The organism is Rhizobium sp. P2_G2 (assembly GCF_056403555.1).
Genome location: NZ_JBFUFF010000067.1, coordinates 1 through 21,086, shown reverse-complemented (window position 1 = coordinate 21,086; position 21,086 = coordinate 1). Strand labels below are relative to the sequence as shown.

At 60.2% G+C, this 21,086-nt stretch carries 20 protein-coding genes; 7 read left to right on the top strand and 13 right to left on the bottom strand.

The annotated features are described in order from the left end of the window. Nucleotides 1–111 precede the first annotated feature (111 nt). The gene (locus AC1D06_RS30310) at nucleotides 112–462 is read left to right on the top strand and encodes a PilZ domain-containing protein (RefSeq protein ID WP_477989669.1); all 351 of its coding nucleotides are present in this window, start codon (nucleotides 112–114) and stop codon (nucleotides 460–462) included. A 19-nt stretch (nucleotides 463–481) separates the two neighbouring features. On the opposite strand, the gene AC1D06_RS30305 is transcribed toward AC1D06_RS30310, so the two are convergent. The 7 genes from AC1D06_RS30305 to AC1D06_RS30275 are packed head-to-tail and all read right to left on the bottom strand — an operon-like array spanning nucleotide 482 to nucleotide 8,421. After that, nucleotides 482–2,467, bottom strand: a complete 1,986-nt coding sequence (locus AC1D06_RS30305) for a 3-hydroxyacyl-CoA dehydrogenase NAD-binding domain-containing protein (protein WP_477989667.1) — start codon at nucleotides 2,465–2,467, stop codon at nucleotides 482–484. Nucleotides 2,468–2,472: 5 nt separating this feature from the next. Next, nucleotides 2,473–2,871: a RidA family protein gene (locus AC1D06_RS30300; RefSeq protein ID WP_477989664.1), complete on the bottom strand. Its 399-nt coding sequence runs from the start codon at nucleotides 2,869–2,871 to the stop codon at nucleotides 2,473–2,475. Next, complete coding sequence (locus AC1D06_RS30295) at nucleotides 2,849–3,280, bottom strand: acyl-CoA thioesterase (RefSeq protein ID WP_477989692.1); 432 nt, start codon at nucleotides 3,278–3,280, stop codon at nucleotides 2,849–2,851. Before AC1D06_RS30295 ends, AC1D06_RS30300 begins: the two co-directional genes overlap by 23 nt. Beyond that, on the bottom strand, nucleotides 3,277–4,449 hold the full coding sequence (locus AC1D06_RS30290) for an acyl-CoA dehydrogenase family protein (RefSeq protein ID WP_477989662.1): 1,173 nt from the start codon (nucleotides 4,447–4,449) through the stop codon (nucleotides 3,277–3,279). The genes AC1D06_RS30295 and AC1D06_RS30290 overlap by 4 nt, the downstream gene beginning before the upstream one ends. Then, nucleotides 4,449–5,297, bottom strand: coding sequence for an enoyl-CoA hydratase family protein (locus tag AC1D06_RS30285; protein ID WP_477989660.1), 849 nt, complete (start codon nucleotides 5,295–5,297; stop codon nucleotides 4,449–4,451). Before AC1D06_RS30285 ends, AC1D06_RS30290 begins: the two co-directional genes overlap by 1 nt. Then, a complete protein-coding gene (locus tag AC1D06_RS30280; protein WP_477989659.1) occupies nucleotides 5,294–6,085 on the bottom strand; it encodes an SDR family NAD(P)-dependent oxidoreductase in 792 nt (263 codons plus the stop codon). The genes AC1D06_RS30285 and AC1D06_RS30280 overlap by 4 nt, the downstream gene beginning before the upstream one ends. An 8-nt stretch (nucleotides 6,086–6,093) precedes the next feature. Further along, nucleotides 6,094–8,421, bottom strand: coding sequence for a bifunctional salicylyl-CoA 5-hydroxylase/oxidoreductase (locus tag AC1D06_RS30275; protein WP_477989657.1), 2,328 nt, complete (start codon nucleotides 8,419–8,421; stop codon nucleotides 6,094–6,096). 306 nt (nucleotides 8,422–8,727) lie between these two features. Here AC1D06_RS30275 and pcsA point away from each other — a divergent pair, with 306 nt between their 5' ends. From pcsA to AC1D06_RS30245, 6 genes are read left to right on the top strand one after another with little or no spacing between them, the layout of a single operon-like run. Then, the gene (gene pcsA, locus AC1D06_RS30270) at nucleotides 8,728–9,468 is read left to right on the top strand and encodes a phosphatidylcholine synthase (RefSeq protein WP_477876966.1); all 741 of its coding nucleotides are present in this window, start codon (nucleotides 8,728–8,730) and stop codon (nucleotides 9,466–9,468) included. Between the two features lie 3 nt (nucleotides 9,469–9,471). Continuing rightward, on the top strand, nucleotides 9,472–10,452 hold the full coding sequence (locus AC1D06_RS30265; protein WP_477876965.1) for a quinone oxidoreductase family protein: 981 nt from the start codon (nucleotides 9,472–9,474) through the stop codon (nucleotides 10,450–10,452). Between the two features lie 37 nt (nucleotides 10,453–10,489). After that, a complete protein-coding gene (locus tag AC1D06_RS30260; RefSeq protein ID WP_477876964.1) occupies nucleotides 10,490–12,061 on the top strand; it encodes an ABC transporter ATP-binding protein in 1,572 nt (523 codons plus the stop codon). Beyond that, entirely contained in the window at nucleotides 12,051–13,142 is a 1,092-nt protein-coding gene (locus tag AC1D06_RS30255) for an ABC transporter permease (RefSeq protein WP_477876963.1), read from the top strand. The genes AC1D06_RS30260 and AC1D06_RS30255 overlap by 11 nt, the downstream gene beginning before the upstream one ends. Before the next feature lie 3 nt (nucleotides 13,143–13,145). Next, nucleotides 13,146–14,066: an ABC transporter permease gene (locus AC1D06_RS30250; protein WP_477989656.1), complete on the top strand. Its 921-nt coding sequence runs from the start codon at nucleotides 13,146–13,148 to the stop codon at nucleotides 14,064–14,066. A gap of 38 nt (nucleotides 14,067–14,104) precedes the next feature. After that, entirely contained in the window at nucleotides 14,105–15,172 is a 1,068-nt protein-coding gene (locus AC1D06_RS30245) for a BMP family ABC transporter substrate-binding protein (RefSeq protein ID WP_477876961.1), read from the top strand. 175 nt (nucleotides 15,173–15,347) lie between these two features. Here AC1D06_RS30245 and AC1D06_RS30240 read toward each other — a convergent pair whose 3' ends face one another. The 6 genes from AC1D06_RS30240 to tnpA all read right to left on the bottom strand — a co-directional run bounded on the left by AC1D06_RS30240 (nucleotide 15,348) and on the right by tnpA (nucleotide 20,997). Further along, nucleotides 15,348–15,788, bottom strand: coding sequence for a hypothetical protein (locus tag AC1D06_RS30240; RefSeq protein ID WP_477876960.1), 441 nt, complete (start codon nucleotides 15,786–15,788; stop codon nucleotides 15,348–15,350). Nucleotides 15,789–16,081: 293 nt separating this feature from the next. After that, nucleotides 16,082–16,552: a hypothetical protein gene (locus AC1D06_RS30235; protein ID WP_477989654.1), complete on the bottom strand. Its 471-nt coding sequence runs from the start codon at nucleotides 16,550–16,552 to the stop codon at nucleotides 16,082–16,084. A gap of 14 nt (nucleotides 16,553–16,566) precedes the next feature. Beyond that, entirely contained in the window at nucleotides 16,567–18,414 is a 1,848-nt protein-coding gene (locus AC1D06_RS30230) for an RHS repeat-associated core domain-containing protein (RefSeq protein WP_477989691.1), read from the bottom strand. A 71-nt stretch (nucleotides 18,415–18,485) separates the two neighbouring features. Next, the gene (gene tnpC / locus AC1D06_RS30225) at nucleotides 18,486–20,138 is read right to left on the bottom strand and encodes an IS66 family transposase (protein ID WP_477989652.1); all 1,653 of its coding nucleotides are present in this window, start codon (nucleotides 20,136–20,138) and stop codon (nucleotides 18,486–18,488) included. A gap of 62 nt (nucleotides 20,139–20,200) precedes the next feature. Then, complete coding sequence (gene tnpB / locus AC1D06_RS30220) at nucleotides 20,201–20,554, bottom strand: IS66 family insertion sequence element accessory protein TnpB (RefSeq protein ID WP_010975401.1); 354 nt, start codon at nucleotides 20,552–20,554, stop codon at nucleotides 20,201–20,203. After that, nucleotides 20,551–20,997 carry an IS66-like element accessory protein TnpA gene (gene tnpA, locus AC1D06_RS30215; protein WP_477989647.1) on the bottom strand — a complete coding sequence of 149 codons (447 nt, stop codon included), beginning with the start codon at nucleotides 20,995–20,997 and terminating at the stop codon, nucleotides 20,551–20,553. The genes tnpB and tnpA overlap by 4 nt, the downstream gene beginning before the upstream one ends. Nucleotides 20,998–21,086 lie beyond the last annotated feature (89 nt).

Here is a 21,086-nt window from a genome sequence, read left to right as displayed (position 1 = left end):
ACGGAGATCCGCCTGATTAAACTGAGATCCATCAAAGTCTCTCGAAAAACCTTGGCGAAAAGCAATTTTTGTTCCGCATTGTGCTCTTGTAGAACGGCGGAACCTTCCTCGATGGATCTCGGCAGCGAACCCAAGCAGTCACAGCAGAAGCAGCGCAGAAACGCAGTTCGCAGGCGGTCCGCCTTGCCGGTGATGATCCGGTATTTGGGCACCGAAACGCCTGGCCGCATCCACGACATCTCGGTCAGGGGCGCTGCGATCGACACACAAGGTCATTTCCTGGGGGTGGAGGGCACGACCGTTCGCATCGAATGCCTGGAATTCTGCTTTCTGGAGGGCCGGATCCGTTGGCAGCGCAAGGGACGGATCGGCGTTGAATTCGATCCTTCCACCAATGCGGTGGCCAAGGTGCAGGCCTATTTCAGATTCTATTACAAGGATCCGGTGGTTCAGAAGGACTGAGCAGGCCCGAAAAGGCGTGTCACGCCCCTGCGGGGCGGATGTCTGCCAGATACATCGGCCCGCCCTTATGCGCCGGAAAACCATAGCCGTTGATCAGCACGAGATCGATGTCGCCGGCGCGAGCAGCAATCCCGGATGCGAGGAGTTTCCGACCTTCGGCAGCCATCGCCGCCAGCAGGCGATCGACGATCTCTTGCTTGCTAAAGGCACGCGCAACGACGCCCTTGACGGATCGAGATGCTTCGATCATCGCCGTGACCTCCGGATCGACCTCGCGCTTGCCGCTCTCATAACTGTACCAGCCGCGACCGCTTTTCTGACCGAAGCGGCCGGCTTCGCAGAGCCGGTCGGCGATGTCGACATAGCGCTCGGCAGGATCGCGCGTCGCTGCCTGGCGCTTGCGCCGCGCCCAGGCGATTTCGAGCCCGGCCATGTCGAAAACTGCGAACGGCCCCATGGCCATGCCGAAACCTTCCATCGCGGCATCGATTTCGGCCGGGGAGGCGCCGTCCTCGACCAGGAATTCAGCTTCTCGCCGATAGGCCGAAAAAATGCTGTTGCCGATGAAACCTTCCGTGACGCCGGAAACGATCGCCAGCTTGCCGAGCTTCTTGGCGACGGCGAGCCCGGTTGCCAGCACATCCGGCGCAGTTTTGGCGCAACGCACCACCTCCATGAGGCGCATGATATTTGCCGGCGAAAAAAAGTGCAGGCCGAGCACGCGTTCCGGATGGGCCGTCGCCGCAGCAATCTGGTCCGGATCGAGATAGGATGTGTTGGTGGCAAGAATCGCGTCCGGCCGGACGATGCCGTCGAGCTTGCGGAAAAGCTCGGTCTTGACGGTCATATCGTCGAACACCGCTTCAATCACCAAGTCGGCTTCCGCCAGTTTATGGAAATCACCGCTGACAGAAAGCCGAGCCAAGCGCGCTGAAAGCCCGGCCTCGTCGATGCGGCCGGATTTCAGGTTGCGCTCGAGAAGGCCGATGATGCGCTCCAGCCCCTTTTGGGCTGCTTCGTCGGTCTGCTCGATGCCGATGACCTGATAGCCTGCATCCAATGCCGCCACGGCGATCCCGGAGCCCATCAGGCCGGTGCCGACAATGCCGATCTTGGTGACAGGACGCGGCGTGACGTCTTTCAGTCCGTCGACCTTGGCGGCCTCACGCTCGGCAAAGAAGACGTAGCGGAGTGCAGCAGCTTCGGCGGACTCTCTTAGCCGGATAAACGTATGTCGTTCGTCGGCTAAGCCATCGCGGAAATTGAGACTTGCCGAAGCCAGCACCAGGCGCATGGCTTCGAGAGGAGCGGCCTGGCCCTTGGCGCGAGAGCGGATCTTCGCGGCAGCCGTTTCGATTTTATCGGCGGATTCGGCCGAAATGGCAAGTTCACCCGTCCTGCGCAGTGAAATCGCTTCGCCGGATTTGATTTTCGCCAATGCGTCGGCCGCAGGATCGTCGGAAACGGCATCGACGATGCCCAGAGCCAGAGCCTCGACTGCCTTGACGCTGCGGCCAGTGCCTATCATGTCGAGGGCCGCCGAAAGACCGGCGAGGCGCGGCAGGCGCTGCGTGCCACCGGCACCCGGAACAATACCCAGTTTCACCTCGGGAAAGGCCAGGCTCGCACCCGATGCGGCGAGACGAAGATGGCAACCGAGCGCCAGTTCCAGACCGCCACCGAGCGCCGCACCGTTGATGGCGGCGATGATCGGCTTGGCCGAACCTTCGATCGCGTCGATCACGGCCGGCAGCGTCGGCTCGGCCGGTGGCTTGCCGAATTCTGAAATATCGGCGCCGCCGATAAAAATTTTTCCTGCGCCTGTCAAGACGACATGATAGATCGAGGCATCAGCCGACGCGTGTTCAATTGCAGCCATCAGACCGCGGCGCACGTCCGCCGACGTCGCATTGACCGGCGGATTGTCGATCGTGACCACCAATGTTGCGTCTTGCTTGCTGCCGAAGACGCGCGGCGAGAATTCCAGCCTGTCGTGATCACGCATCGATGTCACTCGTCGGGGACAACGGCAGTCGCCTGGATTTCGATCTTGGCCCGCTCTTCCACCAGCGCCACCACCTGCATCGCCGCCATGGCCGGGAAATGCCGGCCAATGACTTCGCGATAGACCTGGCCGATCGACTTGAGGCTCGCGAGATATTCGGCCCGGTCGGTGAAATACCAGGTCATCGAGGTGATGTGCTTCGGCTCGGCCCCGGCCTCCTGTAGCACCGCGACAATATTCTTCAGCGTCTGGCGGACCTGGCCGGCGAAATCGTCGGTCTCGAATTCGCATTGGCCGTTCCAGCCGACCTGGCCGCCGACGAACACCAGACGGCCGCGGGCCTCGACGCCATTGGCATAGCCGATCGGCTTGGCCCAGCCTTCAGGTTGCAGGATTGTGTGCATCATCGGTCTCCAGATGGTTGGTCAATGCGGCGCGGAAATCATCCGGCCAGGCTTGCGCCTTGTGTGTGTCGAGCGAGGTCGCGACCAGCCGCTGCTTCGCCGTCCAGAGCGTGTCGCCACGGGCAGACACTTTATAGTCCAGGTCGACGGAGGACCGGCCGATGGCGCGGACGCGGACTTCGAAGTCGAGCTCGTCGCCATGAAAGCCGGGTTTCACGAAAGTGAGGTCGAGCGTGACGGTCGGCGTGCCCATGCGCCGATCGCGGATCATTTCCGCGCGCTCGCCGCCGAAAGAGAGGAAGAAGTCCTCGGCCACGCTGTCGAGAATGCGCAGATAGGACGGGTAATAGGCGATCCCCGAGGGGTCGCAATCGCCAAAGCGAAGAGGGCGCGTTGCCTTGAACATCAGCCCGCTCCCTTCATCAGTTCGCGCGCCACGATCAGTTTCTGCACCTCGGTGGCGCCTTCATAGATACGCAGCGCCCGGATTTCGCGATAGAGCTTTTCAGTCATCTCGCCGCTCTTGACGCCACGGCCGCCGAACATCTGTACGGCGCGGTCGATGACGGCCTGCGCCGTCTCGGTGGCCGTCATCTTGGCCATCGCGGCTTCCTTGGTGGTCGACAGTTTCTGTACGTCGCGGCGCCAGGCAGCGCGATAAGTCAGAAGCGCCGCGGCATCGAGACCGGTCGCCATGTCACCCAAAGCTGCTTGCGTCAGTTGCAGATCGCCCAGCGTCGCGCCGAACATTTTTCGTGTCCGGGCGTGTTGCAGCGCCTCATCCAATGCGCGGCGGCCGAAGCCGAGCGACGCGGCAGCGACCGAGGCGCGGAAGATGTCGAGGGTGCGCATAGCGATCTTGAAACCTTCGCCGGGGGCGCCGAGCCGCCGCGATGCCGGAATGCGGCAATTGTCGAAGCGGATCGTCGCCAGCGGATGCGGGGCGATCACCTCGATCCGCTCGGCGATCGAGAAGCCGGGATCATCAGCGAGCACGACGAAGGCGGAAATGCCGCGCGTGCCCGGCGCCTCACCGGTGCGGGCGAAGACGGTGTAGACGTCGGCGATGCCGCCATTGGAAATCCAGGTCTTTTCGCCGTCGAGGACATAAGAGTCACCGTCGGCGCGGGCAGCACAGGCCATGGCAGCGACATCCGAGCCGGCCTCCTTTTCCGACAATGCGAACGCGGACAGCCATTCACCAGAGGTCACCTTCGGCAGCACCGTGGCCTTTAGGTCCGCCGATCCGGAAAGGCCGATCGCGCCCGTGCCCAGGCCCTGCATGGCGAAGGCGAAATCGGCCAATCCGTCATGCCAGGCGAGCGTCTCGCGCGCCAGGCAAACCGAACGGGAATCAATGACCGTCTGGCCGGCATTGCCGGTCGCCACGCCCAGCAGCCCAGCTTCGCCGAGCAGTGTCACCAATTGGCGACAGGCCTTGTCGACATCGTGATGATCGACGGAAGCGAGGACGCCGGAGGCGGCAAAGGCATCGAGCTTTTCCGCGAATGCCTTATGGCTGGCATCGAAGAACGGCCAGTCGAGATGTTCGCGGGTGGGGCCGGGGAGCGAGGTCATCAATTGCCCTCGAATGCCGGTTTCTGTATGGCGGCAAACGCCTCGAAGGCACGGCGGAAATCACCGGTGGCCATGCAGATCGCCTGCGCCTGGGCTTCCGACTCGATCATCTCATCGATGCCCATGGCCCATTCCTGATTCATCATCGTCTTGGTGATGCCATGTGCGAACCATGGACCATCGGCGAGCGAATGCGCCAGCGTCGTTGCAGCAGGCAGGAGCTCGGCCTGTGGATGCAGCGCGTTGAAGAAGCCCCAGCGCTCGCCCTCGGCCGCCGACATCGAACGCCCGGTGTAAAGCAGTTCCGAGGCGCGGCCCTGGCCGATGATGCGCGGCAGGATTCCACAGGCGCCCATGTCTGCGCCGGCAAGGCCAACGCGGGTGAACAGGAAGGCAGTCTTGGCTTCGAGCGTCGCCAGCCGCATGTCGGAAGCCATGGCCAGGATGGCGCCGGCGCCGACACAGATACCGTCGATGGCGGCAATGATCTGCTGCGGGCATTTGCGCATTGCCTTGACGACATCGCCGGTCATACGGGTGAAGGCGAGGAGATCGGGCATCTTCATCCGGGTAAGGGGCTCGATGATCTCGAACACATCGCCGCCGGAGGAGAAATTGCCGCCGGCGCCGGTGAGCACGATTGTGCGGACATCCGAGGCGTAGTGCAGATCGCGGAACAGGTCGCGCAGCTCGGCATAGCTTTCAAAGGTCAGCGGATTCTTGCGTTCGGGGCGGTTCAAGGTGAGTGTCGCGACGCGGCCGTCGTCGCTCACCTCCCAGAGGAAGTGTTTGGCCTGATAGTCACGGAAAGGTTTCAGATGTCCCTGCATCGATGCCTGTTCGCTCATCCCGCCATGACCTCCCCACCGGCGACCGCGATCGCCTGTCCATTGATCGAGCCGGCGCCCGGAGACGCCAGCCACAGAACCGTGTTTGCGACTTCCTCGGGCGAAACGAGCCGCCCCTGCGGATTGGCCTTGGTGAATTCGGCAAGCGCCTCTTCCGGCGTCCGTCCCGTCTTGGCGATGATTGTGTCGATGGAACGGGCGATGATCGGCGTGTCGGTGAAGCCGGGGCAGACGGCGTTGACGGTGACGCCCTTCTTTGCCAGTTCCATCGCCAGCGCCCGCGTGAGGCCGATGACGCCGTGCTTGGCGGCGCAATAGGCCGAGACATAGGCATAGCCGGTCAGGCCGGCCGTCGAGGCGATATTGATGATCCGCGCGCCTTCGCCATGTGCCTTGAGATCAGGCAGCACCGCCTGTGTCACCTGGAAGACGCCGGTCAGGTCGACCAACAGCACATGCGACCACATGTCGAGCGTCGTCTTTTCGAAAGGCGCACTCGGCGCTTCACCTGCATTGTTGACGAGGATCGTCACCGGCCCGAATTTCGTACGTGCCTTCGTGAGCCCAGTGGCAATCGCTGTCGCATCGGTCACGTCAAATCCATCGACGACAAGTGCCTGGTCGGTGTCCAACGATCCGGCCAGTTCCTCCAGTGGCTCGCGGCGCCTGCCGGCCAGAGTCACATTCGCACCAGCCCGCACCAGGGCACGGGCGATGGCGGCACCGATGCCGGAGCCGGCACCGGTGACGAGCGCATGATGACCGCTGAGATTGCCTTGGTCAGCCATGTGAAACCTCACTTCGCTCCCATGGCAGCTGCCTGCTGGGCGCGGGCGAGGTTGGTCTCGTATTGCGCCTTGCCAGAGTAATACTGCTTCGGCCAAGGGATCGTGCTGATGCCGATCTTGGCAGCCTCATGCAGCGCCCAGGCCGGATCGGCGAGGTGCGGACGAGCGACGGCGCAGAGGTCGGCGCGGCCGGCGGCGATGATCGAGTTGGCATGGTCGGCCTCGGAGATCGCGCCGACGGCGATCGTGGGGATACCGACTTCGTTGCGGATCTTGTCGGAGAACGGGGTCTGGAACAGGCGGCCATAGACCGGCTTTTCTTCCTTCCACACCTGGCCCGACGAGCAATCGATCAGGTCGGCGCCGGCCTCCTTGAACATCTTCGAGAAGATCGCCGCATCCTCCGGCGTGTTGCCACCTTCGAACCAGTCGTTGCAGGAAAGGCGCACGGAGATCGGCTTGTCCTCCGGCCAGACAGCACGGATGGCGCGGAAGACTTCCAGCGGGAAACGCGCCCGGCCTTCATGGCTGCCGCCATATTCGTCGGTGCGGCGGTTGGTCAGCGGCGACAGGAAACTGGAGAGCAGATAGCCGTGGGCGCAGTGCAGCTCCAACCAGTCGGCGCCGGTGGTGACGGCGAGCTTTGCGGCGCGGACATGTTCGTCCAGCACGCGCTGCATGTCGGCGCGGTCCATCGCCTTCGGCACCTGGCCGTGCTTGAGATAGGGTAGCGCTGACGGGGCGACCAGCGGCCAGCCGCCTTCCTCGACCGGCTGGTCGATGCCTTCCCAGGCAAGTTTCGTCGCACCCTTGCGACCGGCATGGCCGATCTGGATGCCGACCTTGGCCGGCGTGTTGAAATGCACGAATTCGACCAGGCGCTTCCAACCTTCCGCCTGTTCCTCGTTCCAGAGGCCAAGACAGCCGGGCGTGATCCGAGCATCCGGCGCGACGCAGGTCATTTCGCCAAAGACGAGACCTGCGCCACCCATGGCGCGCGAGCCGATATGGACGAGGTGGAAATCGTTGATCAGGCCGTCCTTGGCCGAATACATCGCCATCGGCGACATGACGATGCGGTTCGGCAGCGTCACAGTGCGCAGCGTATAGGGCGTGAACATCGGCGGCAGGCAGCGGCCATTGGTCGAGGCATCGAGCCCGGCCTTGCGGGCGAACCAGCGCTCGTAACCTTCCAGCCAATTGTGGTCGCGCAGGCGCAGATTCTCGTGGCTGATGCGCTGCGAGCGGGTCAGCATGGAATACATGAATTGTTCCGGCTCCAGCGTATCGGCATAGCGGCGGCCGACCACTTCAAACCATTCCATGGCGTTGCGGGCGGCATTCTGGATGCGGGCGACGTCGACGCGGCGGATTTCCTCATAGGTGGCGAGCACCGCAGGAATCTTGTCCTTGGTGTGGCCGTGTTCCTGGAATTGCCGCGTCAGCTCGATTGCGTCGTCAATGGCGAGCTTGGTGCCTGAGCCGATGGCGAAATGCGCCGTATGGGCCGCATCGCCCATCAGCACGACATTGGCCGAACCGTTGAAATGGCTCCACTTGCCACAGATCAGCCGCTGGAAATTCAGCCAGGCCGAACCACGCACACGCCGCGCATTGGTCATCAGCGAGGCGCCGTCGAGGACTTCGGAAAACAGGTTCTCGCAGAAGTCGATCGAGCCCTGCTGGTCCAACTTGTCGAGACCGTGGGCGAGATAGGCTTCCTCGGTCGTCTCGACGATGAAGGTCGAGGTGCTATCGTCGAACTTGTAGATATGCGCCTGGAACCAGCCATGATCCGTCTTGCGGAAATCGAAGGTGAAGGCGTCGTAGGATTTGTTGGTGCCGAGCCAGATATACCGGTTCGGCCGTGTGATCATGTCAGGCTCGAAGATATCGGCATATTTGTTGCGGATCTTCGAGTTGAGTCCATCCGAGGCGATGATCAGGTCGGCATCGGGGAAATCCTGGTCGCCATTGACCTCGGTTTCGAATTTCAGCTCGACATCGAGCTCTTCGCAGCGCTTCTGCAGGATGTTGAGAAGTTTCTTGCGGCCGATGCCGACGAAGCCGTGGCCGGAGGTGCGCTGCGTCTTACCCTTGAACAGGACTTCGATATCGTCCCAGTGATTGAAGGCATCCTGGATTTCAGCCGCACTTTCGGGGTCCCAGACCTTCATCGATTCCATGGTGGCGTCGGAAAACACCACGCCCCAGCCGAACGTGTCATAGGGCTTGTTGCGCTCGACAACGACGATCGAATGCTCCGGATGATTTTTCTTCATCAGGAGACCGAAATAGAGCCCGGCCGGACCGCCTCCGATACAGACGATGCGCATTTCCACCTCCATCTCAGGGGCGCCTGGACTCATCGCCGTCACGCCATTATTTTAAGTTTAAAATATAGAGACGCAGGCGCTCTGTCAACGCAAGAAGCACGACATCGCCAATTATTTTATACTTAAAGGATTTTGCAATCCGGTGCTTCCCTGGAGAAATCCAAACTGCACGCCGCGGGTTCCGCGGCATTTGCCGGTCGCTCCGTCAAGGCTTCGTTTTGGGTAGCGAAGGCGGCAATTCCCATGTATCAGACAGTGGCAATGGACAATCCCGGCAGACTGAGACCGGGAGAGCGGGGGAGCCGGATGAGGATTTTCAGCTATCTCTTCAACTACAAGGCCGCGCCCTATGCCGAAATCCGCGCCTTTGCAGTGCATCTGCTGACGGCTTCAGGTTCGTTCCTTGCGTTCCTGGGCGTCGTCGCCGCGTCGGAGAAAAGATTCGTCGACATGTTCTGGTGGCTTGGCCTGGCGCTGCTGGTCGACGGCATCGATGGACCGATCGCGCGAAAGGTGAAGGTCAAGGAAGTCCTGCCCAACTGGTCGGGCGACACGCTCGACAACATCATCGACTATGTCACCTATGTGCTGCTGCCGGCCTTTGCGCTCTACGAGAGCGGCATGATCGGCCAACCCTGGTCGTTCATCGCAGCAGGGCTGATCGTGGTGTCTTCGGCGATCTACTATGCCGACATGGGCATGAAGACGGAAGAATATTTCTTTTCCGGCTTTCCGGTGGTCTGGAACATGGTGGTGTTCACGCTGTTCGTCATCGACGCGAGCGCCACGACGGCGCTGACCCTGGTCGTGGTGTCTGTGCTGCTCACCTTCCTGCCCATTCATTTCCTGCATCCGGTGCGGGTCAAACGACTCAGGGCGCTTAACATGACGGTGTTCGTGATCTGGGCGATCCTGTCGGGTATTTCGCTGCTCAAATATTTCCACTCACCCGCCTGGGTGGTCTGGGGCGTGGTCGCGACCGGGCTCTATATGTATTGTATCGGGGCTGTCCTGCAGCTCTTTCCCGCGCTGGGACGAAAGGACTGAGTGATGAAAAGCAAGGCTATTGTTCTCAACCGCCAGGGCGGACCGGAAGTCCTGGAATATGTCGAGATCGATGTGCCACAACCCGGCGTCGGCCAGGTGCAGATGCGCCACAAGGCCATCGGCGTGAATTTCATCGACAATTATGTCCGCAGCGGCCTCTATCCGGTGCCTGGCGGCTTTCCCTATATCGCCGGCAAGGAGGGAGCGGGTGAGATCATCGCCCTCGGCGACGGTGTCACGGAGTTCAAGGTCGGCGATCGCGTCGCCTATCCCGGCACGGACGGCGCTTATTCCGAAATCCGCAATATCGCGGCCAAAGATCTGGTCAAAATCCCTGACGACATCGCGCTCGAAACCGCTGCCGCGATGATGATGAAGGGCATGACGGCGGAATATCTGCTGAACCGCACCTACAAAGTCGGACCGGAGACAGTGCTGCTGTTTCATGCGGCGGCCGGCGGCGTCGGCCTGATTGCCGGCCAGTGGGCCAAGGCGCTCGGCGCCACTGTGATCGGCACGGCCGGCGGCCCGGAAAAGGTCGCGCTGGCGCTGAAGCACGGCTATGACCATGTGATTGATTATCGCAGCGAGAATTTCGCCGAACGGGTCAGGGAATTGACCGGCAGCAAGGGCGTCGACGTCGTCTATGATTCGATCGGCAAAGATGCTTTTCCGGCCTCGCTCGACTGCCTGAAGCCGCGCGGGCTTTGGGTCGCCTTCGGCCAATCGTCGGGGCCGATCGAACCGTTCAACATGGGAATCCTGGCGCAAAAGGGCTCGCTTTATGCGACCCGGCCGACCATCTTTTCCTATATCCGCGACCGCAAAGAATTGGATGACTGCGCCGAGGCTCTTTTTTCAGTTGTGCGAAGCAACAAAGTGGTTATCAATATCCATCAAACCTATCCGTTGGCCGACGCCGCAAAGGCCCAGGCCGATCTGGAAAATAGAAAAACAAGTGGAACGACATTGCTGATACCCTGACGCTCAGATCAGGGATCGGATCAGACTGGGGTGGTTCGTGGCCGACGCGGATAAAGAGGGCTCTCGTCCTCTGCTGGAGGTACGCAAGATTACCAAGCTGTTCGGCACATTTGCCGCCTGCAGCGACATAGACCTTACCGTCCAGCCCGGTGAAATCCACGCGCTTCTCGGCGAAAACGGCGCCGGCAAATCGACATTGGTGAAGATGCTGTTCGGCGTGCTGGCGCCTAGCGCGGGCGAGATTCGCTGGCGGGGCGAGCCGGTYGTCATCGGCAGCCCTAGCGAGGCGCGGCGGATCGGCATCGGCATGGTCTTCCAGCATTTCTCCCTGTTCGAAGCGCTGACGGTCGCGGAAAACATCGCGCTGTCGCTGGACGGCAAGGTGCCGCTGTCCAAGATCGCCGAGGAAGCCGCGACGTTATCTAGGGCTTACGGACTGCCGCTCGATCCGAATGCGCATGTCGCGGATCTTTCGGTCGGCGAAAGGCAGCGGATCGAAATCGTAAGAGCCCTCTTACAGAATCCCAAGCTGATCATCCTGGACGAACCAACCTCGGTGCTGACGCCGCAGGAAGCGGACAGGCTGTTCGAGACGCTGATGAAGCTGAAATCGGAGGGACGTTCTGTCCTTTACATCAGCCATAGGCTCGAAGAGGTGCAGCGCATCTGCGACCGCGCCACCGTGCTGCGCCACGGCCACGTGACCGGCGCTTGCGATCCGCGCCGGGAAACACCGGCCTCGCTCGCCCGGATGATGGTGGGCGCCGATGTCGCCGAAGTGGAAAAAGCCTCGGCCGACAAGGTCGGGGCGGTCGTGCTGCAAGCCCGCAGGCTGAACGCCGCGGCCCGCACGCCCTTTGCCGTCGCGCTGAAGGATATCTCGCTCGCGCTCAAGACGGGCGAAGTGCTGGCGATCGCCGGCGTGGCAGGCAACGGCCAGGGCGAATTGTTCGACGTATTGTCAGGCGAATATCTGGTTGCCGACGCCGATGCAGTCTCGGTGCGCGGCAAGCCCGTCGGCCGTGTCGGCATTTCAGGACGCCGGCTGCTCGGCGCGGCCTTCGTGCCGGAAGAGCGGCATGGTCATGGTGCCGTGACCGGCATGAGCCTGTCGGACAATCTCGTGCTATCGCGCAATGTCTCAGATGCCAAGGCTTTCCTGACAGGCGGCTGGCTGCAGATCATCCGCAGCGGCGTGGTCAAGACCGCGTCGAAACGTATCTGCGCCGAGATGGATGTGCGCAAAAGCGGCGAGGATCCCGCCGCTGGCTCGCTTTCGGGCGGCAATCTGCAGAAATTCATCGTCGGCCGCGAGCTCGACCGGCAGCCATCTGTCATGATCGTCAACCAGCCGACCTGGGGCGTCGATGCGGGTGCTGCGAGCCACATCCGCCAGGCGCTGGTGGATCTGGCAAAGGCCGGCTCGGCCGTTCTGGTGATCAGCCAGGACCTTGACGAGATTTTCGAGGTCGCGACGCATATCGCCGTCATTTCCGATGGCCGGCTGTCGCAGGCTTTCCCGGCGCAGGAACTGAATCGCGAGAAGATCGGCCTGTTGATGGGCGGCATGCACGACAAGGCGAAGGAAGCGGCTGCCCATGCACATTGAACTGGAAAAGCGGCCAAAGGCCTCGGCCTTCTACACGTTCGCATCGCCCTTCATCGCCATGGCGCTGACGCTCGTCTGCGGCGGCATCCTGTTCGGCGCGCTCGGCTACGATCCGTTCAACGCGCTCTATCTCTATTTCATCGATCCGCTGACGGAAGTCTGGTCGCTGCATGAACTGGCGGTCAAGGCCGGTCCGCTGATCATGATCGGCGCCGGGCTGTCGGTCTGCTATCGCGCCGGCAATTGGAATATCGGCGCCGAGGGGCAGTTCATCTTCGGCGCCATTTTCGGCTCCTTCCTGCCGATCGTCTTTTACCAATGGACGTCACCGCTGGTGCTGCCCTTGATGCTCATCCTCGGCATGATCGGCGGGGCGTTTTATGCGTCGATCCCGGCGCTGCTGAAGACAAAATTCAACACCAACGAAATCCTCACCAGCCTGATGCTGGTCTATATCGCCCAGCTTTTTCTCGACTATCTGGTGCGCGGCCCCTGGCGCAATCCGGAAGGCCAGAATTTTCCCGAAAGCCGGACATTCAATCCATCGGCCGTCCTGCCGCCAATCTGGGAGGATTCGGGCAACGCGCATTGGGGCTTCGTCTTCGCCATCGTCGCCTGCATCCTGCTCTGGTTCATGATGGAATTCATGCTCAAGGGCTATCAGATCAAGGTTCTGGGCCAGTCGTCGCGGGCAGGGCGGTTTGCCGGCTTTTCCGCCTCGGGCATGGTCTGGTTCTCGATGCTGCTCTCCGGCGCGCTGGCCGGCCTTGCCGGCATCTGCGAAGTGTCTGGTGTCATGGGTCAACTGCAGCCGTCGATCTCGCCCGGTTATGGCTTCACCGCCATCATTGTCGCCTTCCTCGGTCGGCTCAATCCGCTGGGTGTGATCGTGTCCGGGCTGATCCTGGCGCTGACCTATCTCGGCGGCGAGGCCGCGCAAACGGCGATCGGCGTTTCCGACAAGGTGACGCGCTTGTTCCAGGGCCTGCTGCTGTTTTTCGTGCTCTCCTGCGATACGCTGATCCAGTACAAGATCCGGATCGTCTGGTCGCGGCTGACCGGCGCCGGGAAGGGAGCCTGATCCGTGTCTCCAGCCGAATCCATCATCATCACCGTCATCACCGCATCGACGCCGCTGGTCGTCGCCTCGGCCGGCGAACTGGTCACCGAACGCTCGGGTGTGCTCAATCTCGGCGTCGAGGGCATGATGATCATGGGCGCGGTATCGGCCTTTGCTGTCGCGCAGATGACGGGGTCGCCCTATGCCGGCATGCTCGCCGGGATCGCCGTGGGCGCGCTGGTGTCGCTGCTGTTCGGCTTCCTGACCCTGACGCTGGTGGCCAACCAGGTGGCGACGGGCCTGGCATTGACCATTCTCGGCCTTGGCCTGTCCGGCATGATCGGCGAATCCTATACCGGCGTCCAGGGCATCCGCCTGCCGACGCTGGCCATTCCCGGCCTGTCGTCCATTCCGTTCGTCGGACCGGTTCTCTTCAATGAAGACCTGGTCTTCTATGTCTCGATCATCCTGATTTTCGCCACGCAATGGTTCCTGTTCCGCACCCGGGCGGGACTGGTGTTGCGCTCTGTCGGCGACAATCATGCCTCGGCGCATGCGCTCGGCCTCAATGTCATCGGCATACGCTATCTGGCGGTCATGTGGGGCGGCGGCTGCGCCGGGCTTGCCGGGGCGCATCTGTCGCTTGTCTATACGCCGCAATGGGTTGAGAATATGTCGGCCGGCCGCGGCTGGATCGCGCTGGCGCTGGTCGTCTTCGCCTCCTGGCGGCCGATCCGGCTGCTCGCCGGCGGCTATCTGTTCGGCGCGGTGTCGATCGGGCAATTGCATGCCCAGGCCTTCGGCATTGCCGTGCCGGCGCAATTCCTGTCGGCGCTGCCCTATGTGGCAACCGTCGTCGTGCTGATCGCCATTTCGCGCAACCGGCGTCTGACGCTCATCAATACGCCAGCCTCGCTCGGGAGATCCTTCGTTCCCGACCGATAAACAAAAGAGTAAAACCGAGCAACATAACAGGGGTCACCATGAAAAAGCTCATTCTCTCTCTCACCGCCACAGCCGCATTGATCGGCTTCTCGACCACAGCCGATGCCGCCAAGCTCAAGGTCTGCTTCCTCTATGTCGGCTCCAAGACCGATGGCGGCTACACCCAAGGCCATGACATGGGCCGGCAGATGGTCGACAAGGAACTCGGCGACAAGGTAAAGACGCAATATCTGGAAAACGTCGCCGAAGGCGCCGACGCCGAACGCGCCATCGAGCGCTTCGCCCGCTCCGGCTGCGGCCTGGTCTTCACCACCTCGTTCGGCTTCATGGACGCGACAGTCAAGGTGGCGGCAAAATTCCCGAAGGTAAAGTTCGAGCATGCGACCGGCTACAAGACCGGCCCGAACCTGACAACCTATAATGCGCGTTTCTATGAAGGCCGCTATATCCAGGGCCAGATCGCCGCCAAGGTCTCCAAGACGCATACCGCGGTCTATATCGCGTCCTTCCCGATCCCGGAAGTCGTGCAGGGCATCGACTCCTTCGAACTCGGCGCCCGCTCGGTCGATCCGAGCTTCAAGCTGAAGGTCATCTGGGTCAACACCTGGTTCGACCCGGGCAAGGAAGCCGATGCCGCCAAGGCCGCGATCGACCAGGGCATCGACGTCATCACCCAGCACACCGACTCGACCGGCCCGATGCAGGTTGCCGAACAGCGCAAGGTCCACGCCTTCGGCCAGGCCTCCGACATGATCAAGGCCGGCCCGGATGCACAGCTGACCGCCACGGTGGACAATTGGGGCACCTACTACGTCAAGCGCGTCAAGGCGGCACTCGACGGCACCTGGAAGTCGCAGATGAGCTGGGACGGCATGGGCGACGGCATTATCTACATGGCGCCCTACACCAACATGCCCGACGACGTGAAGAAGATGGCTAAGGACACCGAAGCCAAGATCAAGTCCGGCGCGCTGAAGCCGTTCACCGGCCCGATCAACAAGCAGGACGGCACGGCGTGGCTGAAGGCCGGCGAAGTGGCGGGGGATGATAAACTTGGGCCGCTGAACTTTCTCGTGGAGGGGGTTCAGGGGGAACTGCCGAAGTAAGGTTCGGGGTTACGTGTGGAATGGAAACCCTGCTGGTGACGGCAGGGTTTTCTTGTACATCAGGTATGGTGCGTCGCGTGAAATACCACTTGGTAAGATGGTATCCACCGACACTTTTGAGGTGGAAGTCCGCTGGCGGCTAGCAATCCGTGCAAGCTCGCCCTGACGAGCGCGTTCACCCGGGAACAGAAGCCTCCTTTAGGAAGGCGGTCACTGCTTTATTCACGTCTTCAGCCAGCATTTTAGCATTTACCTCGACTTTCAGTTTCTTCAGATGCTCGACCATTGTGTCGACGGTCTTCACCGCTGCCTCAGCAAAGCATTTTTTTAAGTCCGGAAGAGGAACATCTTTCCAGTGCTCCACTGGAACCGCGTAGTCCGCGGTAACGTATGCGTCTTTGCGATTAATTCGAGGCCTTTGAACGCCCTCACCTCCAAATTGATCCAATGAGCCGTCTATCCGGAGGATTATAGCGAATTCTGAAATAGTCGGGCTGTAGGCTTCGGTGCAGTGGCTCGCTAGCTGTTTGCGTAGACGCAGGATTATGGGCTGCGTTACGTCAAAAGCCTCCGGTCCTCCCATTTGAGCACCGAGTGTGATCCTTTCACTGGTCATCTTGATTTGGTCCCTGCTTTTGTAGACGCTTACCCGTCCGATCAACAAGCAGGACGGTACGCAGTGGCTGAAGGCCGGCGAAATGGCGGGGGATGACAAGCTTGGGCCGCTGAATTTCCTGGTTGAGGGTGTCGAGGGCGAACTGCCGAAGTAAGGTTTGGGATTAAGTGTTGAGATGGAAACCCTGCTGGAGACGGCGGGGTTTTCTGTTTGGTGCGGCTAGTGCACCGCGCCGGCAACGAGCCGATGTGACAACAGACAAGCTTAAGATGAAGTGCTAAAGCCGATGTAGGTCAAAATTCCGGGAATAGACAATCGTAGTACAGCTCGGGTTTCACCAGATAGACCTCTTCAAAAAGTAGCTCCTTGAATTGAATCAAGTTAGATAGCTCTTTTAGAGGACTAACTAGTTCGCCCGTATAGATAGGATTGCTTGGTGAAGCACATTTTTCGTACCCTCCTTTCCTGAATTTGATGGGAACATGCAAGTCATGCCAATCAAAAACGAATATTCCTCTTTCGCCGAGTTCAACAAAAGATTCCACAGGATGTGAATAAGGTGATCCATTCACATCCGATAAACCAATCACTGGCAACTCAAGCAAAACGTCTTCGATCAATACGGGTTCTATAAAGATATTCTGAAGAATTTCTTTGGGAATAGGACCCTTGCCGGCAGTTATGAAAGCGCCAAGCTTGCCAGAGGAGTCCGCAGCAATCCAGGCCATTTCGAAACCGGAGGGATACTCTAATCCTACATTCATTGTACGCCCTACTTTTATTTCTGTTGATCGGATTCAAATTGTGCGTCGCTGGGAAACGCTAAGCGAGTGTATCTATCCTCACATCGCGTGCATGCAGGCACATCGTCGCCGGTCCGGGGACGCATCGCTTTCGTGAACCGGATATTCTTTAGGTCGTTACCCAATGCTTTTGCGACCCTATCTTCCGCGCAGTCTCCCCCAGTGCAAGCGGCTGCAGCAAATTTGCCAGTCTCAAGATTCCATCCTCCTGTTATTGTGGGTACTTTGTTCTTATCTTTCTTATTCGCGTTTATGTCATGCGCCAGTTCATTTCGGGCGTTTTCGGCAGCCGCCTTCAGGTCCTCAGGAGTGGGCTTGCCCTCGAGCCTTCCCACTCGAGCTGCCCACGAAGAGGCTGTCCCATTGAAGTTGTCCTTGGCATTTTCAATTGCCTGACGTCGATCCATGCCACTTGCGACCATGGCTTCAACATCAACCGTATCGTACTTTCTGCCATCTGCGTCCACTGTGACAGTTGCAGTGTCGGGCACAACGCATGGACAGTCCCGGTCTCCTGATGTCGTGACGAAAACAAGGTTAATGGCTGTCGCTCCAATAACGAGAGGAGATTTCTCAAAAGCCCAACCCACTGCCGGTGCAACCCAACCTCCTACCTTTGTCAACTGAGCGGCAACTCTGGCGATCACACTCGGCTTTGTTGCCACGTATGTTGATCCGTCTAGATGTCCATTATTGTCCGCGTTGTTAATCGGGTCATCTTCTGCATAGGCGTATCTATTTGTCCCTACGCCCGCTTTGATCGGATCCCAATCATCGGGTGAGATGAACCTTCCCGTATAGGGATTCATGAAGCGGGCGTGCAGGTAGATAAGGTTAGTGTCCTTGTCGAAGAGCTCGCCTATATATTTCTTCTTCGGTGGGGCAACAGTGGTTGAGGGGCTTCCAGTTGTTGAGTCGAAGGGCTGGCCATATGCTTGGTAGACTGTGGATTCGTTGGCGGTTGTTCCACTCGTCAGCATACGGACTGACGCTTGATGATCCCGATGGAGGAATGAAGCGGTTGCACCATCGACCTCGACATCCATATGCGGATAGCGTGTGTATTTCCAAACGCCACCGGAGGCGAGGTCCATTTCCACCTCCGCATCCGGGTAGAGTGTAATTTCGTTGCTCGCTGATACCCGCCTTACCAGTTCGCCATCAGGTCCGTAGAAATATTTAGTTGAAACCGTCGCCCCGCTCTTCGTTGCCGTCGAAAGCCGATTGGCGTCGTCCCAGGTATAGGTGGCCGTGCCGTCGGTGAGGGTGTTGCCATTGGCATCATATGTTACGACCACGCCGTTCAGCGTCGAGATTGCATGTGGCGGCTTGTTGGCGCTGCCGTAGGCCATCGTGACGTTGCTGGCTGTCGCGGAAGTGATGTGCGTCCTCTGTGTGAGGTTACCGGCTGTATCGTAGGTGAAGTCTTCCTTAAGCGGTCCTATATACTTTCCCGAATAGGCCGAGGTTAACCGGTTCGACCCATCATAGGTGTAGGTCCAGGTATTAAAGTCCAGGCCTCCATCGCCGCTTGTCGTGGCGTAGCCGCCATCTATTCCCGTGATCCGGCCAATAGCATCCCGGGTATAGGTGTTGTCGATCAGGTTTGTACCGCTGGACTGCTTGGTGACCAAACTGGTCAGCCAGCGACGATTAGGGTCATAGGTGAAGTTGGTGGTAACGTTGTTCGCATACTTGACCGACGTGGTCTGGCCGTCGAGGTCGTAAGTCAGTGACGGGATATAGCCCGGTATTGTCGTCAGCTGCCCCTTCTTGTTGTAGAGCCAAGGGGTTGCGGTATGCGGCGTCTGCGCCCCATTGATTTGTCAGTTGCAGCGGCTTGATAGGTTTGCCTGGGGGCCGGTGTGAGCTCACCGACGAGTATCTGACGAGCTCATTGTGAGGCCTTGATGCGGGCGGCGTAAGCCCATGGCATCAGAGCATCGATGTCTTTGACGAGGTGGCCGTTTGCGAGGCGGGTGAAGAGGTCGCACAGATAGGCGTAGGGCTCAACGCCGTTCATTTTGCAAGTGCCGATGAGACTGGCAAACCGAGCCCAATTGCGCCCCCCTTCATCATGGCCCGCAAAGAGCGCGTTGCGGCGGTTCATGGCCGGGCGACGGATGGCGTTTTCCACCAGGTTGGAATCGATATCGACATGGCCATCGTCCAGGAACAGCCGAAAGCCATCCTGTCGCGTCAGCATATAGGCCAGGGCTTTTCCGAGGTCAGACTTGCGTGAGACGCGCGCGGCCTGGGCTGCCAGCCAGGTGAAGAACTCGTCCACCAGCGGAAGGGAAAGGTCCTGTCGAACTGCCCGGCGATGTTCGGGGTCTGAGCCTCGGATACTGTTTTCGATCTTGTATAGCGCGGCGATGCGAATGAGCGCCTCGTCGACGATGGGTGATCCGCTCTTCGGCGTGGCCTTGATCAGCTTTCTGCGCCCGTGTGCCCAACAGAAAGCCAACTTCAGCGGAGCGCCGCCGATGCGATCCGGCGTAGCGAGATGAGAGTAACCGCCATAGGCATCCACCTGGATCGTGCCGTTGAACCCGTCGAGGATTTCAGCGGCATATTCGCCTTTACGCCCGGGCCGGTAATGGAACACCACGCCTGGCGGCGCGGAGCCATTCCAGCCGCGGTCGTCACGCAACACGGCCCAGAGATAGCCGGTCTTTGTCCTGCCTCGCCCAGGATCAAGAACAGGAGCCGTTGTCTCGTCGACATAGAGCCGCGTGCTTTCCCACAGCAGCCGTTCGGCCATGTGGTCTACCACCGGTGCGATTTCGCTGCCCGTGCGCCCAAGCCAATCGGCCAGGACCGTGCGGTCTATCGGCACCCCGTGTCGCGCCATGACCTCGGCCTGCCGGTTGAGCGGCATATGTTCGGAATGCTTGGAGACGGCAATCTCCGCCAGAAGGGCTTCGGTCGGCCAGCTCCCTTCCAGCAGATGCGCCGGCGCTCTGGCCTGGACGACGCCCGTTCGACCCTTGGGGCATGCGTATTTCGGGCGGATCGTGACGATCACCTCGTAGCGCGCCGGGACCCGGTCGAGCCGTTCCGTCCGGTCCTCGCCGATCCGGACCATGTTGCCGCAACCGCAGGGACAAGCGATGCTCTCGGGCTCGATCACGCGCTCGACCCGCGGCAGGTGTTCGGGCAGTGCACGGGCCTTCCGCTCCTTGCGAGGAGCGGCCTTTTCCGGATCGGATGTGCTGGCTTCGATCTTTTTCTCGACGGCGGCGATCCGCGCCTGTGTTTCGGCGATCGCCGTTTCAAGGTCTTCCAGCGCCAGTTCCATCTGCGCCGGATCTAGCTTTTCCGATTTCGGCCCGAACTTCGTGCGCCGATAGTCGTGAACCTGCCCCTCAAGCTTCTCGATCAGTTCCTTCAACTCGGAGATGAACGCGTCCTTTTCGGCCACCACAGCCTGCTCATGCTGACGTGCAGCACGCTCGACCGACAGCTCGAACTGCATCGCCGCAAAGGCTTTGACAACCTCTGGCGGAAGGTCCGGAAACAGGCTGAGATCAAGGGGCGATGACATGCGCCCTTATAGCAAGGCAGCACGAAAAAGCCAAATAAAACAATGCAAAGACGGCCGGATATTCACCCTGCCGCCGATGGCGCAGTCACCCGTTGCGCCATGACCCGCCGCCAGTCAAGACCCTCGAACAAAGCCTCGTATTGACCCCTGGAAAGACGCATCGTCCCATCCTGCACCTTGGGCCAGGCAAAGCTTCCATGTTCAAGAATTTTGTAAGTTAGCACCATTCCTGTGCCATCCCACACCAGGATCTTCAGACGATCCCCGCGCTTCGACCGGAAGATCACCGTCACCCCGGAATGCGGATCAAGCTTCAATTCGGTTTGAACCATCAAAGCCAGCGCCTGATGCCCGCAGCGGAAGTCCACCGGCCGCGTCGCGATCAGGATCGGCAGTCGTTGGCCAGCGACGATCATGCCGTCCCTCGCATCGCTCGCACCAGAGCCGCCACACGTTCAACCGGCACGTCACCGGGAACCCGCATCACAACGTCCGGGCCGATCTCCAGCGTCAAGACCGCTGAAACCGCCTCCGGCAGTTTCAGCGGCGCTAAAACACCCACAGCCTCGCTCGGCTCCGCTGTGATCGCCAAAGGCACAAATGCAGGCTCGGCATCCCCGTTCTCCGAAGCGCCCGGCATAGCCTCAAAAGGCAGGGCCAAAACCCCATCTCGTGCTTGTCGCCGCCAACTGGAAAGTTGGTTTGCTATAACGTCATGACGACGCGCAACATCAACAACACGAACACCGGGCTGAAAGCTTTCCGCTACAATCCGAGCCTTAACGTCATCCGGCCAACGCCGATTTCCCCGGCGCGGCTCGACAACTTCGTAGCGACCCACAAATCCATCTTCTGCCATGCAAATCTCCAGTTAGTCCTGGAAACCTTCTCGCACACGCAGCAAGCCTCAAAATATAGCCAATCCAATGGGGCGGAGACGGCGCTTAC